Raw genomic sequence first — 17,699 nt, 5'->3', positions numbered from 1 at the left:
TTGATGAGGTTTTGAACATGGCTGAACGTCTGAGTAATGACTTCCAGTTCATCGAGGTCGGGCGCAAGGATCCGAAGAAGAAACTGTTGCGTCAACGCAAGAAAGAGTTCGTGGAAATCTACGAGCCCTTCAAACCCCAGCAGTCGGCCGAGCAGGCCCACCGCTGCCTGGGCTGTGGCAACCCGTACTGCGAGTGGAAGTGCCCGGTGCACAACTTCATCCCCAACTGGTTGAAGCTGGTCTCCGAAGGCAACATCCTCGCGGCCGCGGAGCTGTCGCACCAGACCAACACCCTGCCGGAAGTCTGCGGCCGGGTGTGCCCGCAGGATCGCCTGTGCGAGGGTGCCTGCACCCTTAACGACGGTTTTGGCGCGGTGACCATCGGTTCGGTGGAGAAGTACATCACCGACACCGCCTTTGCCATGGGCTGGCGCCCGGACATGTCCAAGGTCAAGCCGACCGGCAAGCGTGTCGCCATCATCGGCGCCGGTCCGGCCGGCCTGGGCTGCGCCGACGTGCTGGTGCGCGGCGGGGTGACCCCGGTGGTGTTCGACCGCAACCCGGAAATCGGTGGCTTGCTGACCTTTGGCATCCCCGAGTTCAAGCTGGAAAAGACCGTGTTGAGCAATCGCCGCGAAGTCTTCACCGGCATGGGTATCGAGTTCCGCCTCAATACCGAGGTGGGCAAGGACATCAGCATGGAACAACTGCTCGAAGAGTTCGATGCAGTGTTCATGGGCATGGGCACTTACACCTACATGAAAGGCGGCTTCCCGGGTGAAGACCTGCCTGGCGTGCACGATGCCCTGGATTTCCTGGTGGCCAACGTCAACCGCAACCTGGGCTTTGAAAAGTCGCCGGAAGATTTCGTCGACATGAAGGGCAAGAAGGTCGTGGTACTCGGTGGTGGCGACACGGCGATGGACTGCAACCGCACCTCGATCCGCCAGGGCGCGAAGGCTGTGACCTGTGCCTACCGTCGTGACGAAGCGAACATGCCGGGCTCGCGCAAAGAGGTGAAGAACGCCAAGGAAGAAGGCGTGAAGTTCCTCTACAACCGCCAGCCGATCGCGATTGTCGGTGAAGACAAGGTGGAAGGCGTGAAGGTGGTCGAGACCCGTCTCGGCGAGCCGGATGCCCGTGGCCGTCGCAGCCCCGAGCCGATTCCGGGCTCCGAAGAGATCATCCCGGCTGATGCCGTGGTCATCGCCTTCGGTTTCCGTCCGAGCCCGGCACCGTGGTTCGAGCAGTTCGGCATCCAGACTGACAGCCAGGGTCGCGTTGTGGCACCGGAGAAGAACACCTTCAAGCACCAGACCAGCAATCCGAAGATCTTCGCCGGTGGCGATATGGTTCGCGGTTCTGACCTGGTGGTGACGGCGATCTTTGAAGGGCGTAATGCTGCCGAGGGGATCCTGGATTACCTGGAAGTCTGAATCGCGGGGCAAGCTCGCTCCCACAGAGATTACCGGTGGGAGCGGGCTTGCCCCGCGATGAATTCAACAAATCTATTGATCTGTCACAAGTCGATAGACAAAAGGCACGGTACTTACCGTGCCTTTTCCGTTGGTGTCTGAGAAAATGCCCGCACTTTTTTTCCGGATGCCGACATGACTGCCTTGAAGAACGATCGTTTTCTGCGCGCCCTGCTCAAGCAACCTGTAGACGTTACCCCAGTGTGGATGATGCGCCAGGCCGGCCGCTACCTGCCGGAGTACCGCGCCAGCCGCGCCAAGGCCGGTGACTTCATGAGCCTGTGCATGAACCCGCAGTTCGCCTGCGAGGTCACCCTGCAGCCGCTGGACCGCTACCCGCTGGACGCCGCGATCCTGTTCTCCGATATCCTCACCATCCCCGACGCCATGGGCCAGGGCCTGTACTTTGAAACCGGCGAAGGCCCGCGTTTCAAGAAGGTCATCAGCACCCTGGCCGACATCGAAGCACTGCCGATCCCTGATCCGCAGAAAGACCTCGGCTACGTGATGGACGCGGTCAGCACCATCCGCCGCGAGCTCAACGGCCGTGTGCCGCTGATCGGCTTCTCCGGCAGCCCGTGGACCCTGGCCACCTACATGGTCGAAGGCGGCTCGTCGAAAGACTTCCGCAAGACCAAGGCCATGCTCTACGACAACCCGCAGGCCATGCACCTGCTGCTCGACAAGCTGGCGCAGTCGGTCATCAGCTATCTCAACGGTCAGATCCTCGCCGGTGCGCAAGCCGTGCAGATCTTCGACACCTGGGGTGGCAACCTGTCGGCAGCGGCCTACCAGGAGTTCTCCCTGGCCTATATGCGCAAGATCGTCAGCGGCCTGATTCGCGAGCATGAAGGACGCAAGGTACCGGTCATCCTGTTCACCAAGAATGGTGGCCTGTGGCTGGAAAGCATCGCCGACGCCGGCGCCGACGCGCTGGGCCTGGACTGGACCTGCGACATCGGCGAAGCCCGCCAGCGTGTCGGCAACAAGGTCGCCCTGCAGGGCAACATGGACCCGACCGTGCTCTACGCCAAGCCTGAAGCCATCCGTGGCGAAGTCGGGCGCATCCTGGCCAGCTATGGCCATGGCACCGGTCATGTCTTCAACCTCGGCCACGGCATTACTCCGGAAGTCGATCCGGAGCACGCAGGCGCGTTCATCAACGCCGTGCACGAGCTGTCGGCGCAGTATCACGTCTGAGAGTGAGTGATGTAAGAAAACGCCCGACTTTGTGTCGGGCGTTTTTGTTTGTGCGCCGTAAAGGCAAGCGCTTTGGGGATTTGCAGGGCTTGGGGGAAATCGCTCCGGCTGGGCCAGTTTGACGATTCCCATACCCTCTTGTTCATCCGCCGGTGGCGGCTCAGGAGCGAGAGGACGAGTCATTCATGCAATATGATTTTCAGGCGTGTACACAGCGGTATCCGGGGATGCAGGTGCTGCTGCACTGGCTGTCGGCCGGGGTCATCCTATGGACCCTGCTTAGCGCTGGCTATGTACTGCTGTTTGCAATGCATACCCCGTTGAGCCAGGCGATTGCCGACTTCAATGTGGCGCTGACCACGTTGTTCATTCCGCTGTTCGTGATGCGCTGCTGGTTGCGTTGGACGGCCCCACCAAGGGTAGGGGAGCCCGCTGGACTGGCGCGTATCGTCCATCTTCTGCTGTATGGCGTAACCGCGTTGGTGCTGCTGACCGGCGTGCTGATGATGACGCGGCCCATCGATCTGTTCGGTTGGGTACAGATTCCGCAACTCCTGCACGCGCCTGAATGGTTGGAAGGGTTCAACCTGCTGCACCGGCTTTCCTCGCTTGTGCTGGCGTTGTTGGTTGCGGGGCATATCCTGGCGGTCATCTGGCATGAGTGTTGCGGTCGCCGGGTGCTGCGGCGTATGCAGATCAACATCAAGGGCTGGGGCGATTAAGTTTGAATTCAGTTGCGATGGTTATGCTGGGCCCATCAAAACTTGAAATGGACAAGACTCATGAAAACCCGCTACCTCGCTCTGCTGCTTGCCCCTTTGTTCAGTACCGCTGCTCTGGCAGCCGGTTATACCGGTCCAGGTGCTCAGCCGGTGACCACCGTATCCGCAGCCAACGATGCTGCCGACGACACCCCGGTGGTGCTGCAAGGCTTCGTGGTGAAGAAGCTGAACAACGATGACAAGTACGAATTCAAGGACAGCACCGGCACCATCAAAGTCGAAATCGACAATGAAGACATGCCGCCAGTGGCCTTCAGCGAGAAGACCAAGGTCAAGCTGACCGGTGAAGTCGAGAAGCACTTGATGAGCCGTGAAGTGGATGTTGATCTGGTTGAGGTAGTTAACTAATAGAGCATCGCGGGGCAAGCCCGCTCCCACCGGTGGGAGCGGGCTTGCCCCGCGATGGCATTCAGGCTTTGACCGGCAACCGGCTCAAGTGCAGTGCCACCAGCAACGCCACCACCAGCAAGCTGCCAATGAACAGCCCGATCCCGTTCCACCCACCCAGGTGCCAGAACACCCCACCGGCCGTCCCGGCCACACTCGATCCCGCGTAGTAACTGAACAGGTACAACGATGACGCCTGGCCTTTGGCTTTGGTCGCGCGCCGGCCAATCCAGCTACTGGCCACCGAGTGCGCGCCGAAGAAGCCGAAGGTGAACACCAGCATGCCGACGATCACCAGCAGCAAGGGGCTGAACAAGGTCAGCAGCAGGCCGCTGAACATCAGCAGGATGGTGCCCCAGAACACTTTGCGCCGCCCCAGTTTGTCGGCCAGGGCACCGATCTGCGCCGAGCTGTAGATGCCCGACAGGTAGACCACCGACAGCAAGCCGACCAACACCTGGCTCATGTGATAAGGCTCGGCCAGCAGGCGATAGCCGATGTAGTTGAACAGGGTGACGAAGGCGCCCATCAGCAGGAAGGCTTCGAGGAACAGCCAGGGCAGTCCGGCATCGCGAAAGTGCAGGGTAAAACCCTCCAGCAGGCTGCGCGGGTGCAGTGAGCGCGGGCGAAAGTTTCGCGACTCGGGCAGCACTTTCCAGAACACTACTGCCGCGATCAGGGCCAGGCTGCCAATCACCAGCAGTGCCGTGTGCCAGCTGACGAAATCGATCAGAACCCCGGTGATCAGGCGACCGCTCATGCCGCCAATGGCGTTGCCACCGATATACAGGCCCATGGCCAGGCCAATGTGCTGTGGATGGATCTCTTCGCTCAGATACGTCATCGCCACGGCCGCCAGGCCGCTCAGCGACAGCCCCAGCAGCGCACGGCTCAGCAGCACGCCGTGCCAGCTGGGCATCAGCGCGCTGACGAGGGTGCACAGGGCCGCGCAGAACAGGGCAAACACCATCACCGGCTTGCGCCCGATGCGATCCGAGATGGGCCCGGTGATCAGCAGGCCGACCGCCAGCATGCCGGTCGAGACCGAGAGAATCAGGCTGCTTTGCGCAGCGCTGATGGAGAATTCCTGGGACAGCAGCGGCATCATCGGCTGCACGCAGTAGAGCAGGGCAAAGGTGGCAAAGCCGCCGCAGAACAGCGCCAGTACGGTACGCAAAAAGGCCGGGGTGCCCTTTTCGATCCAGCGTTCGTTCAGGCTTGCGACGCTCTCGTCGAGCGGGGCGGGGGGCAGTTCGTGGACGTGTGGAGCAACAGCAGTTTTCACGGATGACCTCGGGGGCGCTACGGCCTGTCAGGCAGTGAAAAAAGCATATAGCTGGCTAATGATCATTTCCAATATATTGTTCGACATGTTTAAGAGGTTTTACGACCTATTGGAGTTGCCATGGAATTGCGCCACCTGCGTTACTTCATTGCTGTCGCCGAAGAGCTGCATTTTGGCCGGGCGGCGCAGAACCTGGGGATTTCTCAACCGCCCTTGAGCCAGCAAATCCAGGCCCTGGAGCAGGAGCTTGGGGCGCGTCTGTTCGAGCGGACCAATCGTCGTGTCGAACTCAGTGAGGCGGGGCGCCTGTTTCTCGAAGAGGCACGCCTGGTGCTGGCCCAGGTCGACAAGGCCGCCGATGTCGCCCGCCGTGCGCAGCTGGGTGAGCTGGGCGAGATGAAGATTGGCTTCACCTCATCGGCGCCTTTCAACTCCACGATCCCTAAAGCGATCTACGCCTTTCGCCAACGGTTTCCGGCCGTGCACCTGAATCTCAAGGAGATGAGCAGTCAGGCGGTGGCCGACGCGGTGCTCGATGAAAGTATTGAAGTCGGCCTGATACGGCCCTTGGCTCTGCCGGAAAGCCTGGTGGCCACGGAGTTGTTCCGTGAGCCCTTGGTCGCGGTAATCAACGCTGCGCATCCGCTGGCCCAGGGTAGTGAAGGCGGGTTGTACATGGCGGCGCTGGCCGAGCAGCCGTTCGTGTTCTTTCCGCGCAGTTACGGCAGCGGCCTGTACGCGCAGTTGTTGAGCCTGGCCCGGCAGGCGGGCTTCAGTCCGCACTTTGCCCAGGAGGCTGGCGAGGCGATGACCATCATCGGTTTGGTGTCAGCGGGCCTGGGGGTGTCGGTATTGCCGGCCTCGTTCCAGCGCATGCGCATCGATGGCGTGGTGTACCGCGAACTGCTCGACGAGGGCGCGGACACGGCGGTATGGCTGGTGCAGCGGCGTGAATCGTCGTCGGTGATGGCCGACACCTTTGCAGCATTGTTGTGCGGTAAGCCGATTCATTGATTTGAGGGGCTGGATGGTGCTGGCTAAACCGGCGCTGCGCCGACATACTCGGTCATTCCCAGATACACGGAGGTCTTTCCATGCGGCGCGTGGTGTTCAATCAGAAAGGTGGTGTGGGCAAATCGAGCATTGCCTGCAACCTGGCGGCAGTGAGTGCCAATGAAGGCTATCGAACCTTGCTGATCGACCTGGATGCCCAGGCCAACTCGACCCAGTACCTCACCGGGCTGACCGGCGAGGACATTCCCATGGGCATTGCCGATTTCTTCAAGCAGACCCTGTCATCCGGGCCGTTTGCCAAGAAGAACAAGGTCGATATCTACGAAACCCCCTTCGACAACCTGCATGTGGTGACCGCCACCGCCGAGCTGGCCGACCTGCAGCCCAAGCTTGAGGCCAAGCACAAGATCAACAAGCTGCGCAAACTGCTCGACGAGCTGGAAGAGGACTACGACCGGATCTATCTGGATACCCCGCCAGCCCTGAATTTTTACGCGGTTTCTGCGCTGATCGCTGCTGATCGCGTGTTGATTCCCTTCGATTGCGACAGCTTTTCCCGCCAGGCGCTGTACGGCCTGCTGGCCGAAATCGAAGAGCTCAAGGAAGACCACAATGAAGACCTGCAAGTCGAAGGCATTGTCGTCAACCAGTTCCAGGCCCGGGCCAGCCTGCCGCAGCAGATGCTCGACGAGCTGCTGGCTGAAGGTCTGCCGGTGCTACCGGTGTACCTCAACAGTTCGGTGAAGATGCGCGAGTCGCACCAGGCCAACCTGCCGTTGATCCACCTGGAGCCCCGGCACAAGCTGACCCAGCAGTTTGTCGAGTTGCACGCACTGCTGGAAGAAAACGCCTAGATCCCCTGGCTGCGTAACCACTCCAGTAGCTGCTGGAGTGGAAATGCACCGCTCTGGCGCGCCACTTCCCTACCGTTCTTGAACAGGATCAGGCTGGGAATCGAACGAATTGCCAGTTGCCCCGCCAGTTGCTGATTGGCCTCGCTGTCCAGCTTGGCCAGGCGGCAGCGCCCGCTCAACTGGCTGGCAGCCTGTTCGAAGATTGGCGCGAAGGATTTGCATGGCCCGCACCAGTCGGCCCAGACGTCGATCAACAACGGCAGGTCGCCTTTGATCTGGCTGGCATAGTCGCCTTGCTTGAGGTCGAAGGGCTTGCTCAGTAGCACCGGGTTCTTGCAGCGGCCGCATTTTGGCGTATCGCCGAGGCGCTCAGCGGGGATGCGGTTCAGGCCGTTGCAGTGCGGGCAGGGTATTAGCAGTGGATCGGTCATCGGTACTCCAGGATTTGGCTGTGGGGCGGCTGTCTGTGGGAGCGGGCTTGCCCCGCGATTGCGGTTTGTCAGTTACAGAGCATCGCGGGGCAAGCCCGCTCCCACAACAAGCCCGCTCCTACCGGGTCAGGACGAGCAACTGATCTCCAGATGCTTGCCCCACTCCGGCGGTCGTTCGGCATAGGCCTGCATTCCCGGCTGCTCCTCGAACGGCTTGCACAGCACCTGATGCAGGCGCCGCACTTCTTCGTAGTCACCGCCTTCAGCGGCCTCGATGGCGCGCTGGGCCAGATAATTGCGCAGGATGTACAGCGGATTGACCGCGTGCATACGCTCGCGACGGCCTTCGGCGTTGTCGGGTTCACGAGCGATGCGGGCCAGGTAATCCACGGCCCAGCGGTCGAAACCGGCCAGGTCGACAAAGTCATCGCGTACCACCTGCAGCGCCTGTTCGGCGGGCTGGTCGCCCAGCTTGCGGAAGAACAGGGTGTAATCCACCGCGCCGGGCTGCATCAGTTGCAGCAGGCGCTCGATCAGTGCCTTGTCGTCCTCCTCTGCGCGCAGCAAGCCCAGGCGTCGGCGCATCAGGTGCAGGTAATGGGCTTCGTACAATGGCAGGAACAGCGCCAGGGTTTCCTGCAGCGCCGGGACACTGATGAACGGCGTCAGCGCCTGCGCCAGGGCGCTGAGGTTCCAGTGGGCGATGGGTACCTGGTTGCTGTAGCTGTAGCGGCCTTGGTCATCGGAATGATTGCAGATGAAGTTGGCGTCGAAGTCGTCGAGGAAGGCGAACGGGCCGAAGTCGAAGGTGATGCCGAGGATCGACATGTTGTCGGTGTTCATCACCCCGTGGCAGAAGCCATAGGCCTGCCACAGGGCGATCAGTTCGGCGTTGCGCTCGACGATGCTGCGAAACATCGCCAGGTACGGTTCGGGTTCGGTCTGGCACTCGGGAAAATGCAGGCTCAGCACATGCTCGGCGAGGATCCGCTGCTGTTCAGGCTGGCGGGTGTAATAGAAATACTCGAAATGCCCGAAGCGCACATGGCTCGGCGCCAGGCGCAGGAGCATCGCCGCGCGCTCCTGGGTTTCACGCCAGACCGGTGTGCTTGAGCCGATCACGCACAAGGCGCGGCTGCTGGGGATGCCCAGGGCGTGCAGAGCTTCGCTGGCGAGGAACTCGCGGATCGACGAGCGCAGTACCGCACGGCCGTCGCCCATGCGCGAGTAGGGCGTTTCTCCCGCGCCCTTGAGGTGCAGGTCCCAATGCTCGCCAGCGTCGTTGTAGACCTCGCCCAGCAGCAGGCCGCGGCCATCGCCCAGGCGCGGGTTATAGCCGCCGAACTGGTGTCCGGAATAAACCATCGCCCGCGGCTCGGCCTCGCTCCACAGCTTGTGGCCGCCAAACAGCTCGGCGAACATCGGCGAGTGCGCCTCGGTCGGCTCCAGGTCCAGCAAGGCCATGGCGGCCTCGCTGGCCACCACCAGGCGTGGCTCGGCAATCGGGTCAGGTAGCACCGAGGTAGAAAAGGCGTCGCCGAGGCGAGCAAAACGGTTGTCGAAGGTCAGTTCGTCGAGGGCTTTCAACGGCCATCTCCAGCAGAATATCCGATCATTCTGCAAGGGTATGGCCGTCGGCGTCCAGTCAGGTGGTTTTACCGGATGCCGCGTCGTTCGGTTTGTCGCCGTCAACCAGCGGTTTGGTCACGCTCACGGTCTTGTCCATGCTCTCCACCGGGACCATTTTGTACTCCTGGCCTTGCATGTTCTTCAGGTAGATCTCCATCTGCCGGAACGAGATGTTGATCTTCTGCTTCTTGAATTCCTTGTTGATGAAGCGGTTGATCTCATCGAGTACCGGGTTGCGGTCACCGAGGTCGCGCACGTGCATGCGCAGTTCATGGTCCAGGGTGCTTTCACCGAAGTTCAGGAAGTAGACAATCGGTTCCGGTTCCTTGAGCACCCGCGGGTTGTCGTTGGCGGCCTTGAGCAGCAGGGTGCGCACCAGGTCCAGGTCCGAGCCATAGTCGACACCGAGCTTGAGGGTGACGCGGGTGATGGTGTCGGTCAGCGACCAGTTGATCAGTTGCCCGGTGATGAAGGTCTTGTTCGGGACAATGATGTCCTTGCGGTCGAAGTCGGTAATGGTCGTGGCACGGATACGGATCTTGCTTACCGTGCCGGACAGGTTGCCGATGGTGATGGTGTCGCCGATCCGTACCGGACGTTCGAACAGGATCATGATGCCGGAGATGAAGTTGGCGAAGATCTCCTGCATGCCGAAGCCCAGGCCCACCGACAGCGCAGCCACCAGCCACTGCAGTTTGTCCCAGCTGACGCCGAGGGCCGAGAGCGTGGAGACGAAGCCGACCCCGGCAATCACATAGGACAGCAGGGTGGTGGTGGCGTAGGCGCTGCCCTGGGCCAGGTTCAGGCGCGACAGCACCAGTACTTCGAGCAGGCCCGGCAAGTTGCGCGCCAGCGCGAAGGTAATGCCGATGATCACCAAGGCGCCGAGCATATCGCTGAGGCTGATCGGCACCATGCTCATGGCTGCGCCGGTGCCGCTGGTGTACTCGTACAGGGTGATGTTGTCGAGGTAGGCCACCACGCTGATCAGGTCGGACCAGACCCAGTACAGCGCACCGATGAAGCCGCCGAGCAGCGCCAGGCGGATCAGGCGCAGGGACTGCTGGTTGACCTGTTCGATGTCCAGGGTCGGCTCTTCGACAATCACTTCGCCATCGAGGCCTTCCTTGGTGGTTGCCTGACGCTTGCTCAGCGCCCGCTGGTAAGCCAGGCGTCGGGCGGCAACGGCCAGACCACGAACGAACGCGGCCTCGATCACCAGCCAGAACATCAGCAGGTAGAGGGTATCGATCAGGCGGTCGGTGAGCTTCAGCGCGGTGTAGTAGTAGCCGAAGCACACGGCGATGAACAAGGCGACCGGCAGGGCGGTGAAGGCCACGCCCACAGCCTGGCGGAACAGCGAGGTATTGCGATGTGCCGGGCTGCTGAGCAGCAGGCGGCTGAGCAGCCAGGTCATCAGGGCATAGCAGGTCAGCACCACGCCAATGCCGAGCACGTCGTCGGCCAGCGCCGAGGGTTGATGCTCTGCCACCGCGACAACGCCGACCAGCGCCAGTACTACCGCACCCAGGCGGCGAATCCAGCGGCGCAGGAACTCGACTTGCGGCTTGTCCCAGCGGAAATGCAGTTCAGCCACGCCGCCTGGCGCCAGTATCCGGTACGCGGTGTAGAACACCAGCCAGGCCTGGGCGATCTGAAACAGCGCGGCACCGAGGTTGGCGTTCTGCCCGCGGGCATCGATCTGCAGGGCCAGGCCGCAGAGGGCCAGGCCCAGGCTCAGGGGCATGGCCAGGAGAATGTTGATTAGAATGGCCTGAGGCGTGTGCCACTGGCTGTCACGCTTGAAGTGGCCGACGTCCTGGTGAACCTTGTTCAATCGGCCATACAGGTACTTGCGCCGCCACAGCAGAGCGCCGATCAACAGCAGCAAGGGCAGGAACAGCAGCGGGCGCTGGGTCAGGCCGTCGCCGAGCTCCTTGATTCCGGAACCCCAGGGCAGGCTGATCAGTTGCTTTTTCAGGCGCTCAGGCACCGTACCCAGCCATTCCAGGTCCAGTGGCTTGTTGCTCGGGATCCAGAACATCTGCTCGTCGAGGGTGGTGCGCAAGCTCTGCGAGGTGCTCAGCAACTGTTTCTGGTTCAGTTGCAGGGTGATGGATTCGTTGAGCAGGGCGCTCAGTTCGCGATTCAGCCGCTCCAGCAGGTCACTGCGGGTGATCGCCACTTCCAGCAAGGCTTTGCGCAGCTGCGGAGTGACGTTTTCCTCAGGCTGATTGGCCAGCAGTTTGTCGACGTAGCTGCTCGGGCTGGTGATCTGTTCGCGCTGCTGGTTGATCTCGAACTGGTACAGGCGGATATCGGCGATCTGGTCGGCGAGGTTGCGGTCGACTTTCAGGTGCGGTAGTGCCTGTTTCTGCTTGTAGAGGATCTTTGACAGCAACAGGCTGCCCTTGAGCACGCTGATCTGCTCATCCAGGGCCTGGTCGGCCTGGGTCAGGCTGTCCAGTTGTTGTTTGGTCTTGAGGTTCTGCTGGGTCAGCTCGTTGAGGCGGTCGGTGCTGCGCAGCAGGTAATCGGAGAGCTTCAGGTTGGCGGCGCTTTCGGTGGCCAGCAAGGTGCTGCCGCCGGCCTTCTGCGCTTCGATGGACTGCTCGGTAACGGTCTGTTGCGACTGGGCCAGGCGTTTCTGGTTGATCAGCGTCTGCATGTCCTGGATTTCTTGTTCCAGGCGCGTGGCGCGTTCGATCAGCAGGTCGTGCTGACTGTTGCCCAGGTCTTGCAGCAGGCTGTTGCCGGCCAGTTCCTGGCGGCGCAGCAGGGTTACGGCATTGATCGCCGCCAGTTCGGCATTGAGCTGGTTGCGCAGGTCGGCGGTCAGCGGTTTACCTCCATCCTTGCCGAGCTTGAGGCTGGTGTTGATTTGCTGGGCGCGGGTCTGGTTGGCGCTGATTTCAGCCTGGGCCCGCTCCGGGCGGGTCTGCGAGGTGATGGTCAGGCTGTTGGCTTCAGACAGGGCTTTTTGCAGTTCGCCTTGCTCGGTGGTGCGCTCGGCCAGCAACTGTTCCAGTTGCGGTACGCTCAGCGCGGCATAGCGCTGGGCGACGGCGACCACCTTGCTTTCATTGAGCTTGACCAGCTCGCGCTGATTTTCGCTGGTCTGGCGCGGCGCATCGCTGAGCTGCTGCTTGAGGGCGACGAGCTTTTTCTCGCTGTCTTCCTTGGTGCTGAGGAAGGTCAAGGTCTGTTCGAGGACCTGCTGCAGGGCCTTTTGCTCGGCCTCCGGCAGTTTGCGCTCGGCGATCTTGTCCAGGCTGTGTTGGATGGACGCACGGGTTGGCGGTTCTGCCGCCCAGGCGTAGGAGAGTGACAGACACAGCCCGAGCAGGGCTGCGCATATGGAGGTGCGCAGAGACATAGGCAGAAAATTCTTGCAACCAGGGGCGAAGTTTTGAGTTTAAAGGAACAAGCCGGGGCCCGGTCGAGTTCCTTCGGGGAATTTGACGCCCACTTTGCTGATCTTGTTCCCCTCCATCACAGCCACCGTCCACAGGGTGTTGTTCCAATCGATCTGGTCACCGACCACCGGCGCACCGCCAACCTTCTGGGCGATGAAGCGGCTGAGCGGCATATGCGGGTCCTGGCCGTCGAGCTGCAAACCGTACAACGCCGCTACAGCCCCCAGTTCTGCGTCACCTTCGAGCACGAAGTCACCAAAGAAGCGCAAATCCAGACCGCGTTGCGGGGCCTGGCTGAACAGCTTGCCGAGGGCCGGCAGGTTGTGTTCGTGGCCGATCACGCACAGCAGATCGTCGACTTCCAGGGTGGTACTTCCCGACGGATGGAGCAGTTGCTGGCCACGAAACAGGGCGGCGATACGCGTGCCTTCGGGCATTTTCAGCTCACGCAGGGCGGCGCCGATGCACCATTTTTCCGCACCGAGGCGGTAGACGAACAGTTCCCACTCGCTGGTGATGTGCACTTCCAGGGCCGAGCGCGAGATCGGCGCCGGGTCGGGTGGCACCGTGACCTTGAGCAGCTTGGCCATCCACGGCAGGCTGGTGCCTTGCACCAACAGCGAGACCAGGACGATAAAGAACGCCAGGTTGAAGAACAGCTGGGCATCGGGCAGGCCGGCCATCAACGGGAACACCGCGAGAATGATCGGTACCGCGCCGCGCAGGCCGACCCAGGAGATAAAGGCTTTCTCACGACCGTGGAAGGCCTTGAACGGCAGCAGGCTGGCAATCACCGACAGCGGCCGGGCAAAGATGATCATCCACAGCGCCAGGCCCAGGGCGGGCAGGGCGATGGGCAGCAGGTCATGCGGGGTGACCAGCAGGCCGAGGACCAGGAACATGCCGATCTGTGCCAGCCAGGCCATGCCGTCGAGCATGTGCAGAATGCCGTGGCGGCTGCGGATCGGCCGGTTGCCCAGCACCAGGCCGCACAGGTACACGGCGAGGAAGCCGCTGCCGTGCAAGGCGTTGGTCAGGGAGAACACTACCAGGCCACCGGCAATCACCAGGATCGGATAGAGGCCGCCCGCCAGGTTGATGCGGTTGACCAACTGCAGCATCAGCCAGCCGCCACCGAGGCCCATCAGGCCGCCGATACCGAACTCGCGCAGCAGGTGGGTGAGCAGGCTCCAGTGCAGGCCGGTCTGGCCGCTGGCGATCATGTCGATGAGGGTGACGGTAAGGAACACCGCCATCGGGTCGTTGCTGCCCGATTCGATCTCCAGGGTCGCGGTTACCCGTTCGTTCAGCCCTTTGCCGCCGAGCAGCGAGAACACCGCGGCGGCGTCGGTGGAGCCGACAATGGCACCGATCAGCAGGCCCTGGATCAGGCTCAGGTCGAACAGCCAGGCGGCGACCATGCCGGTCAACCCGGTGGTAATAAGCACGCCGACCGTGGCCAGCGATAGCGCCGGCCACAGGGCCACGCGGAAACTCGCCACGCGCGTGCGCAAGCCGCCGTCGAGGAGGATCACCGCCAGCGCCAGGTTGCCCACCAGATAGGCGGTCGGGTAATTGTTGAAGATGATGCCGCCGCCATCCACGCCGGCGAGCATGCCGACGGCGAGGATGATGACCAGGATCGGGATGCCCAGCCGTGATGACAGTGAGCTGACCAGAATACTTGCACCTACCAGCAATGCGCCGATCAAGAACAGGCTATTGATGGTGGACGCATCCAAAGGCAGTACTCCGGGGAAAAGCAGGAAGGGGGCGGTTTGCTGTGGATAAGCAGGTCGCGTGCCAAGGATTCTAACCTGAGGAGTTGGCGGGCTGTAAAGGGTTAATCGCAGGCACAAAAAAGGCACCCATCGGGTGCCTGATTTGTGTTGCTTTGGCGGGCCTTATCGCGGGGCAAGCCCGCTCCCACAGGTTAAACACAACCATGGTGGGAGCGGGCTTGCCCCGCGATGCATCAGGCCTGCTTCACTTCACGCATCGCTTTGCCTTTGACCGGTGCGTCATTGGCAACGTAGTACTTGGCAGTGCTACGCGGCAGCGGCTGGCGGCCACGGATCTTGTCGGAGATTTTCTCGGCGATCATGATCGTGGTGGCGTTGAGGTTGCCGGTGATGATGATCGGCATGATCGAGGCATCGACCACACGCAGACCCTGCATGCCATGCACGCGACCCTGGCCATCGACCACCGCCATGTCGTCGGTACCCATCTTGCACGAGCAGGACGGGTGGAACGCGGTTTCGGCGTGCTCGCGGATGAACGTGTCCAGTTCTTCGTCGGTCTGCACGTCGGCACCCGGGCTGATCTCGCGACCACGGTAAGGGTCCAGCGCCGGCTGGGCCATGATTTCGCGGGTCAGGCGGATGCCGTCACGGAATTCCTGCCAGTCCTGCTCGGTAGCCATGTAGTTGAACAGGATGCTCGGGTGCTGGCGCGGGTCTTTCGACTTGGCCTGGATACGACCGCGGCTAGGCGAACGCATCGAACCCATGTGCGCCTGGAAGCCGTGTTCCTGTACGCCGTTGCTGCCGTTGTAGTTAATCGCAACCGGCAGGAAGTGGTACTGGATGTTCGGCCATTTGAATTCTGGACGGGTACGGATGAAACCACCGGCCTCGAACTGGTTGCTGGCGCCGATGCCAGTACCGTTGAACAGCCACTCGGCACCGATGGCCGGCTGGTTGTACCAGAGCAGCGACGGGTACAGAGACACCGGCTGGGTGCAAGCGTACTGCAGGTACAGTTCCAGGTGGTCCTGGAGGTTTTCGCCGACGCCCGGCAGGTCGTGGACCACCGGAATGTCCAGGCTTTTCAGCAGTTCGGCCGGGCCGACGCCGGAGCGTTGCAGCAGTTGCGGCGAGGCAATGGCGCCGCTGCAGACGATGACTTCTTTACGCGCACGGGCTTCCACGCGCTCTTCGCTGGCACCGACCAGGTAGGTCACGCCAATCGCTCGCTTGCCGTCGAACACGACGCGATCGGTCAGGGCGTGGGTGACGATGGTCAGGGTCGAGCGCTTCTTGGCGGTGTCCAGGTAGCCGCGGGCGGTGCTGGAGCGACGGCCTTTAGGCGTCACGGTACGGTCCATCGGACCGAAGCCTTCTTGCTGGTAGCCGTTGAGGTCTTCGGTGCGCGGGTAACCGGCCTGCACGCCGGCTTCGACCATGGCGTGGAACAGCGGGTTGTTGCCGGCTTTGGGCGTGGTCACGCTGACCGGGCCTTCGCCACCGTGGTAGTCGTTGGCGCCGATGTCGCGGGTTTCCGCTTTGCGGAAGTACGGCAGGCAGTCCAGGTAGGTCCAGTCCTGCAGGCCTGGCAGTTCTGCCCAGCCGTCGAAGTCCATGGCGTTGCCACGGATGTAGCACATACCGTTGATCAGCGACGAGCCACCCAGGCCCTTGCCGCGACCGCATTCCATCCGGCGGCCGTCCATGTGCGGCTCGGGATCGGTCTCGTAGGCCCAGTTGTAGCGGCGACCCTGCAGTGGGAAGGCCAGGGCAGCCGGCATCTGGGTGCGGAAGTCGGCGCGGTAGTCCGGGCCACCGGCTTCGAGCAGCAGGACGGTAACGCCTTCGTCTTCGGTCAGGCGGGTCGCCAGTGTGTTACCGGCAGAGCCAGCACCGACGATGATGTAATCGAATTCATGGGACATTTCTGTTCCCTCATTTTGGCGGTAGACAGGAAAGCGGGAGCGCCCGGGCCTTGCGGACCGGGCGCGGCTACAGGGGTGCTTAGAACACCGAGTTGTAGTTGCCCAGCTCGACCTGTACCGACTTGATGCGAGTGTACTGAGCCAGCGAGCTCACGCCGTTTTCACGGCCGACACCGGACTGCTTGTAGCCGCCAACCGGCATTTCAGCAGGCGACTCGCCCCAGGCGTTGATCCAGCAGATACCGGCTTCCAGCTGGTGGATGATGCGGTGGGCGCGGCTGATGTCGTTGGTGCAGACACCGGCGGCCAGGCCGTACTCGGTATCGTTGGCGCGACGGATGACTTCTTCTTCGCTCTCGTAGGAGAGGATGCTCATTACTGGGCCGAAGATTTCTTCCTTGACGATAGTCATGTCGTCACGGCAATCGGTGAACACGGTCGGAGCCACGAACGCGCCCTTGGCGAATTCACCGTCGGTCAGACGCTCGCCGCCGCACAGTACGCGTGCGCCTTCTTCCTTGCCCTTGGCGATGTAGCCCAGCACGCTTTCCATGTGGGCGAAGCTGACCAGCGGGCCGAAGTTGGTGTTTTCGTCTTCAGGGTTACCAACGCGGATACGGGCAACACGCTCGGCGATCTTGGCTTCGAAGGCCGCTTTCATCGAGGCAGGGATGAAGACGCGGGTGCCGTTGGTGCAGACCTGACCCGAGCTGTAGAAGTTGGCCATCATGGCGATGTCGGCGGCGCGATCGAGGTCGGCGTCGTCGCAGATGATCAGTGGCGACTTGCCGCCCAGTTCCATGGTGACTTCCTTGAGCGTCGAGCTCGAGGCGCTGGCCATGACCTTCTTGCCGGTGGTGGTGCCGCCGGTGAAGGAGATTTTTTCGATGCGTGGGTGCTCGGTCAGCCAGGTGCCGACTTCACGGCCGCTGCCGGTCAGAACGTTGAACACGCCGTCTGGCAGGCCGGCTTCGGTGTAGATTTCGGCCAGTTTCAGGGTGGTCAGCGAGGTGACTTCCGACGGTTTGAAGATCATCGCGTTACCGGCCGCCAGGGCGGGTGCGGATTTCCACAGGGCGATCTGGATCGGGTAGTTCCAGGCGCCGATACCGACGGTCACGCCCAGCGGCTCGCGGCGGGTGTAGACGAACGAGCTGTCGCGCAGCGGGATCTGCTCGCCTTCGATGGCGGGCACCAGGCCTGCGTAGTATTCCAGTACGTCAGCACCGGTGACGATGTCGACGTAGCGGGTTTCCGAGTAGGACTTACCGGTGTCCAGGGTTTCCAGGGCGGCCAGCTCATCGTTGCGCTCGCGCAGGATGTCGACGGCGCGGCGCAGGATGCGCGAACGCTGCATGGCAGTCATCGCCGCCCAGACTTTCTGGCCACGCTCGGCGCTTTCTACTGCGCGCTCGACGTCTGCTTGAGTGGCACGTTGCACCTGAGCGAGGACTTCGCCGTTGGCCGGGTTGATGGCGTCGAAGGTAGCGTCGCTGGAAGCGTCGACATAACCACCATCAATGTAGAGTTTTTGCAGTTCGAAACGGGCCATA

The 17,699-nt window shown here is 62.0% G+C and carries 13 protein-coding genes; 6 read left to right on the top strand and 7 right to left on the bottom strand.

The window, feature by feature from the left end; translation table 11 throughout:
* The first annotated feature begins 17 nt into the window (after positions 1-17).
* The 4 genes from PSAKL28_RS24880 to PSAKL28_RS24865 all read left to right on the top strand — a co-directional run bounded on the left by PSAKL28_RS24880 (position 18) and on the right by PSAKL28_RS24865 (position 3,805).
* Positions 18-1,436, top strand: a complete 1,419-nt coding sequence (locus PSAKL28_RS24880; RefSeq protein ID WP_038615530.1) for a glutamate synthase small subunit GltD family protein — start codon at positions 18-20, stop codon at positions 1,434-1,436.
* 174 nt (positions 1,437-1,610) lie between these two features.
* The gene (gene hemE / locus PSAKL28_RS24875; protein ID WP_038615528.1) at positions 1,611-2,675 is read left to right on the top strand and encodes a uroporphyrinogen decarboxylase; all 1,065 of its coding nucleotides are present in this window, start codon (positions 1,611-1,613) and stop codon (positions 2,673-2,675) included.
* A 185-nt stretch (positions 2,676-2,860) separates the two neighbouring features.
* Positions 2,861-3,397, top strand: coding sequence for a cytochrome b (locus PSAKL28_RS24870; RefSeq protein ID WP_051939560.1), 537 nt, complete (start codon positions 2,861-2,863; stop codon positions 3,395-3,397).
* Positions 3,398-3,457: 60 nt separating this feature from the next.
* Positions 3,458-3,805, top strand: a complete 348-nt coding sequence (locus PSAKL28_RS24865) for a YgiW/YdeI family stress tolerance OB fold protein (RefSeq protein WP_038615523.1) — start codon at positions 3,458-3,460, stop codon at positions 3,803-3,805.
* A 61-nt stretch (positions 3,806-3,866) separates the two neighbouring features.
* Here PSAKL28_RS24865 and PSAKL28_RS24860 read toward each other — a convergent pair whose 3' ends face one another.
* Positions 3,867-5,096 (bottom strand): MFS transporter, encoded by a 1,230-nt coding sequence (locus PSAKL28_RS24860; RefSeq protein WP_257011915.1) that lies wholly within the window; start codon positions 5,094-5,096, stop codon positions 3,867-3,869.
* Between the two features lie 153 nt (positions 5,097-5,249).
* On the opposite strand from PSAKL28_RS24860, the gene PSAKL28_RS24855 reads away from it, so the two are divergent.
* Together PSAKL28_RS24855 and PSAKL28_RS24850 are read left to right on the top strand one after the other, a co-directional pair.
* Positions 5,250-6,143, top strand: a complete 894-nt coding sequence (locus tag PSAKL28_RS24855; protein WP_038615519.1) for a LysR family transcriptional regulator — start codon at positions 5,250-5,252, stop codon at positions 6,141-6,143.
* An 80-nt stretch (positions 6,144-6,223) separates the two neighbouring features.
* Entirely contained in the window at positions 6,224-6,997 is a 774-nt protein-coding gene (locus PSAKL28_RS24850; RefSeq protein WP_038615517.1) for a ParA family protein, read from the top strand.
* Here PSAKL28_RS24850 and trxC read toward each other — a convergent pair.
* The 6 genes from trxC to betB all read right to left on the bottom strand — a co-directional run bounded on the left by trxC (position 6,994) and on the right by betB (position 17,698).
* Entirely contained in the window at positions 6,994-7,428 is a 435-nt protein-coding gene (gene trxC, locus PSAKL28_RS24845; protein WP_038615515.1) for a thioredoxin TrxC, read from the bottom strand. The genes PSAKL28_RS24850 and trxC overlap by 4 nt on opposite strands.
* A gap of 126 nt (positions 7,429-7,554) precedes the next feature.
* A complete protein-coding gene (gene selO, locus PSAKL28_RS24840; protein ID WP_038615513.1) occupies positions 7,555-9,015 on the bottom strand; it encodes a protein adenylyltransferase SelO in 1,461 nt (486 codons plus the stop codon).
* 58 nt (positions 9,016-9,073) lie between these two features.
* Positions 9,074-12,433: a mechanosensitive channel MscK gene (gene mscK, locus PSAKL28_RS24835; RefSeq protein WP_038615511.1), complete on the bottom strand. Its 3,360-nt coding sequence runs from the start codon at positions 12,431-12,433 to the stop codon at positions 9,074-9,076.
* A 39-nt stretch (positions 12,434-12,472) separates the two neighbouring features.
* Positions 12,473-14,215: a potassium/proton antiporter gene (locus PSAKL28_RS24830; RefSeq protein ID WP_038615509.1), complete on the bottom strand. Its 1,743-nt coding sequence runs from the start codon at positions 14,213-14,215 to the stop codon at positions 12,473-12,475.
* 233 nt (positions 14,216-14,448) lie between these two features.
* The gene (gene betA / locus PSAKL28_RS24825; protein ID WP_038615507.1) at positions 14,449-16,146 is read right to left on the bottom strand and encodes a choline dehydrogenase; all 1,698 of its coding nucleotides are present in this window, start codon (positions 16,144-16,146) and stop codon (positions 14,449-14,451) included.
* Between the two features lie 79 nt (positions 16,147-16,225).
* Positions 16,226-17,698: a betaine-aldehyde dehydrogenase gene (betB, locus tag PSAKL28_RS24820; protein WP_038615505.1), complete on the bottom strand. Its 1,473-nt coding sequence runs from the start codon at positions 17,696-17,698 to the stop codon at positions 16,226-16,228.
* Between the last annotated feature and the right edge of the window lies 1 nt (position 17,699).

Source organism: Pseudomonas alkylphenolica (assembly GCF_000746525.1).
Classification (GTDB): Bacteria; Pseudomonadota; Gammaproteobacteria; order Pseudomonadales; family Pseudomonadaceae; genus Aquipseudomonas; species Aquipseudomonas alkylphenolica.
Note: the sequence above shows the minus strand (reverse complement) of the source record. Positions and strands in the feature narration are given on the sequence as shown.

Bases quoted from the DNA above. Each gene is read 5' to 3' on its own strand.
- PSAKL28_RS24880 (WP_038615530.1), top strand. From the start codon at position 18: ATGGCTGAACGTCTGAGTAATGACTTCCAGTTCATCGAGGTCGGGCGC.
- hemE (WP_038615528.1), top strand. From the start codon at position 1,611: ATGACTGCCTTGAAGAACGATCGTTTTCTGCGCGCCCTGCTCAAGCAA.
- PSAKL28_RS24870 (WP_051939560.1), top strand. From the start codon at position 2,861: ATGCAATATGATTTTCAGGCGTGTACACAGCGGTATCCGGGGATGCAG.
- PSAKL28_RS24865 (WP_038615523.1), top strand. From the start codon at position 3,458: ATGAAAACCCGCTACCTCGCTCTGCTGCTTGCCCCTTTGTTCAGTACC.
- PSAKL28_RS24855 (WP_038615519.1), top strand. From the start codon at position 5,250: ATGGAATTGCGCCACCTGCGTTACTTCATTGCTGTCGCCGAAGAGCTG.
- PSAKL28_RS24850 (WP_038615517.1), top strand. From the start codon at position 6,224: ATGCGGCGCGTGGTGTTCAATCAGAAAGGTGGTGTGGGCAAATCGAGC.
- trxC (WP_038615515.1), bottom strand. From the start codon at position 7,428: ATGACCGATCCACTGCTAATACCCTGCCCGCACTGCAACGGCCTGAAC.
- mscK (WP_038615511.1), bottom strand. From the start codon at position 12,433: ATGTCTCTGCGCACCTCCATATGCGCAGCCCTGCTCGGGCTGTGTCTG.
- betA (WP_038615507.1), bottom strand. From the start codon at position 16,146: ATGTCCCATGAATTCGATTACATCATCGTCGGTGCTGGCTCTGCCGGT.
- betB (WP_038615505.1), bottom strand. From the start codon at position 17,698: ATGGCCCGTTTCGAACTGCAAAAACTCTACATTGATGGTGGTTATGTC.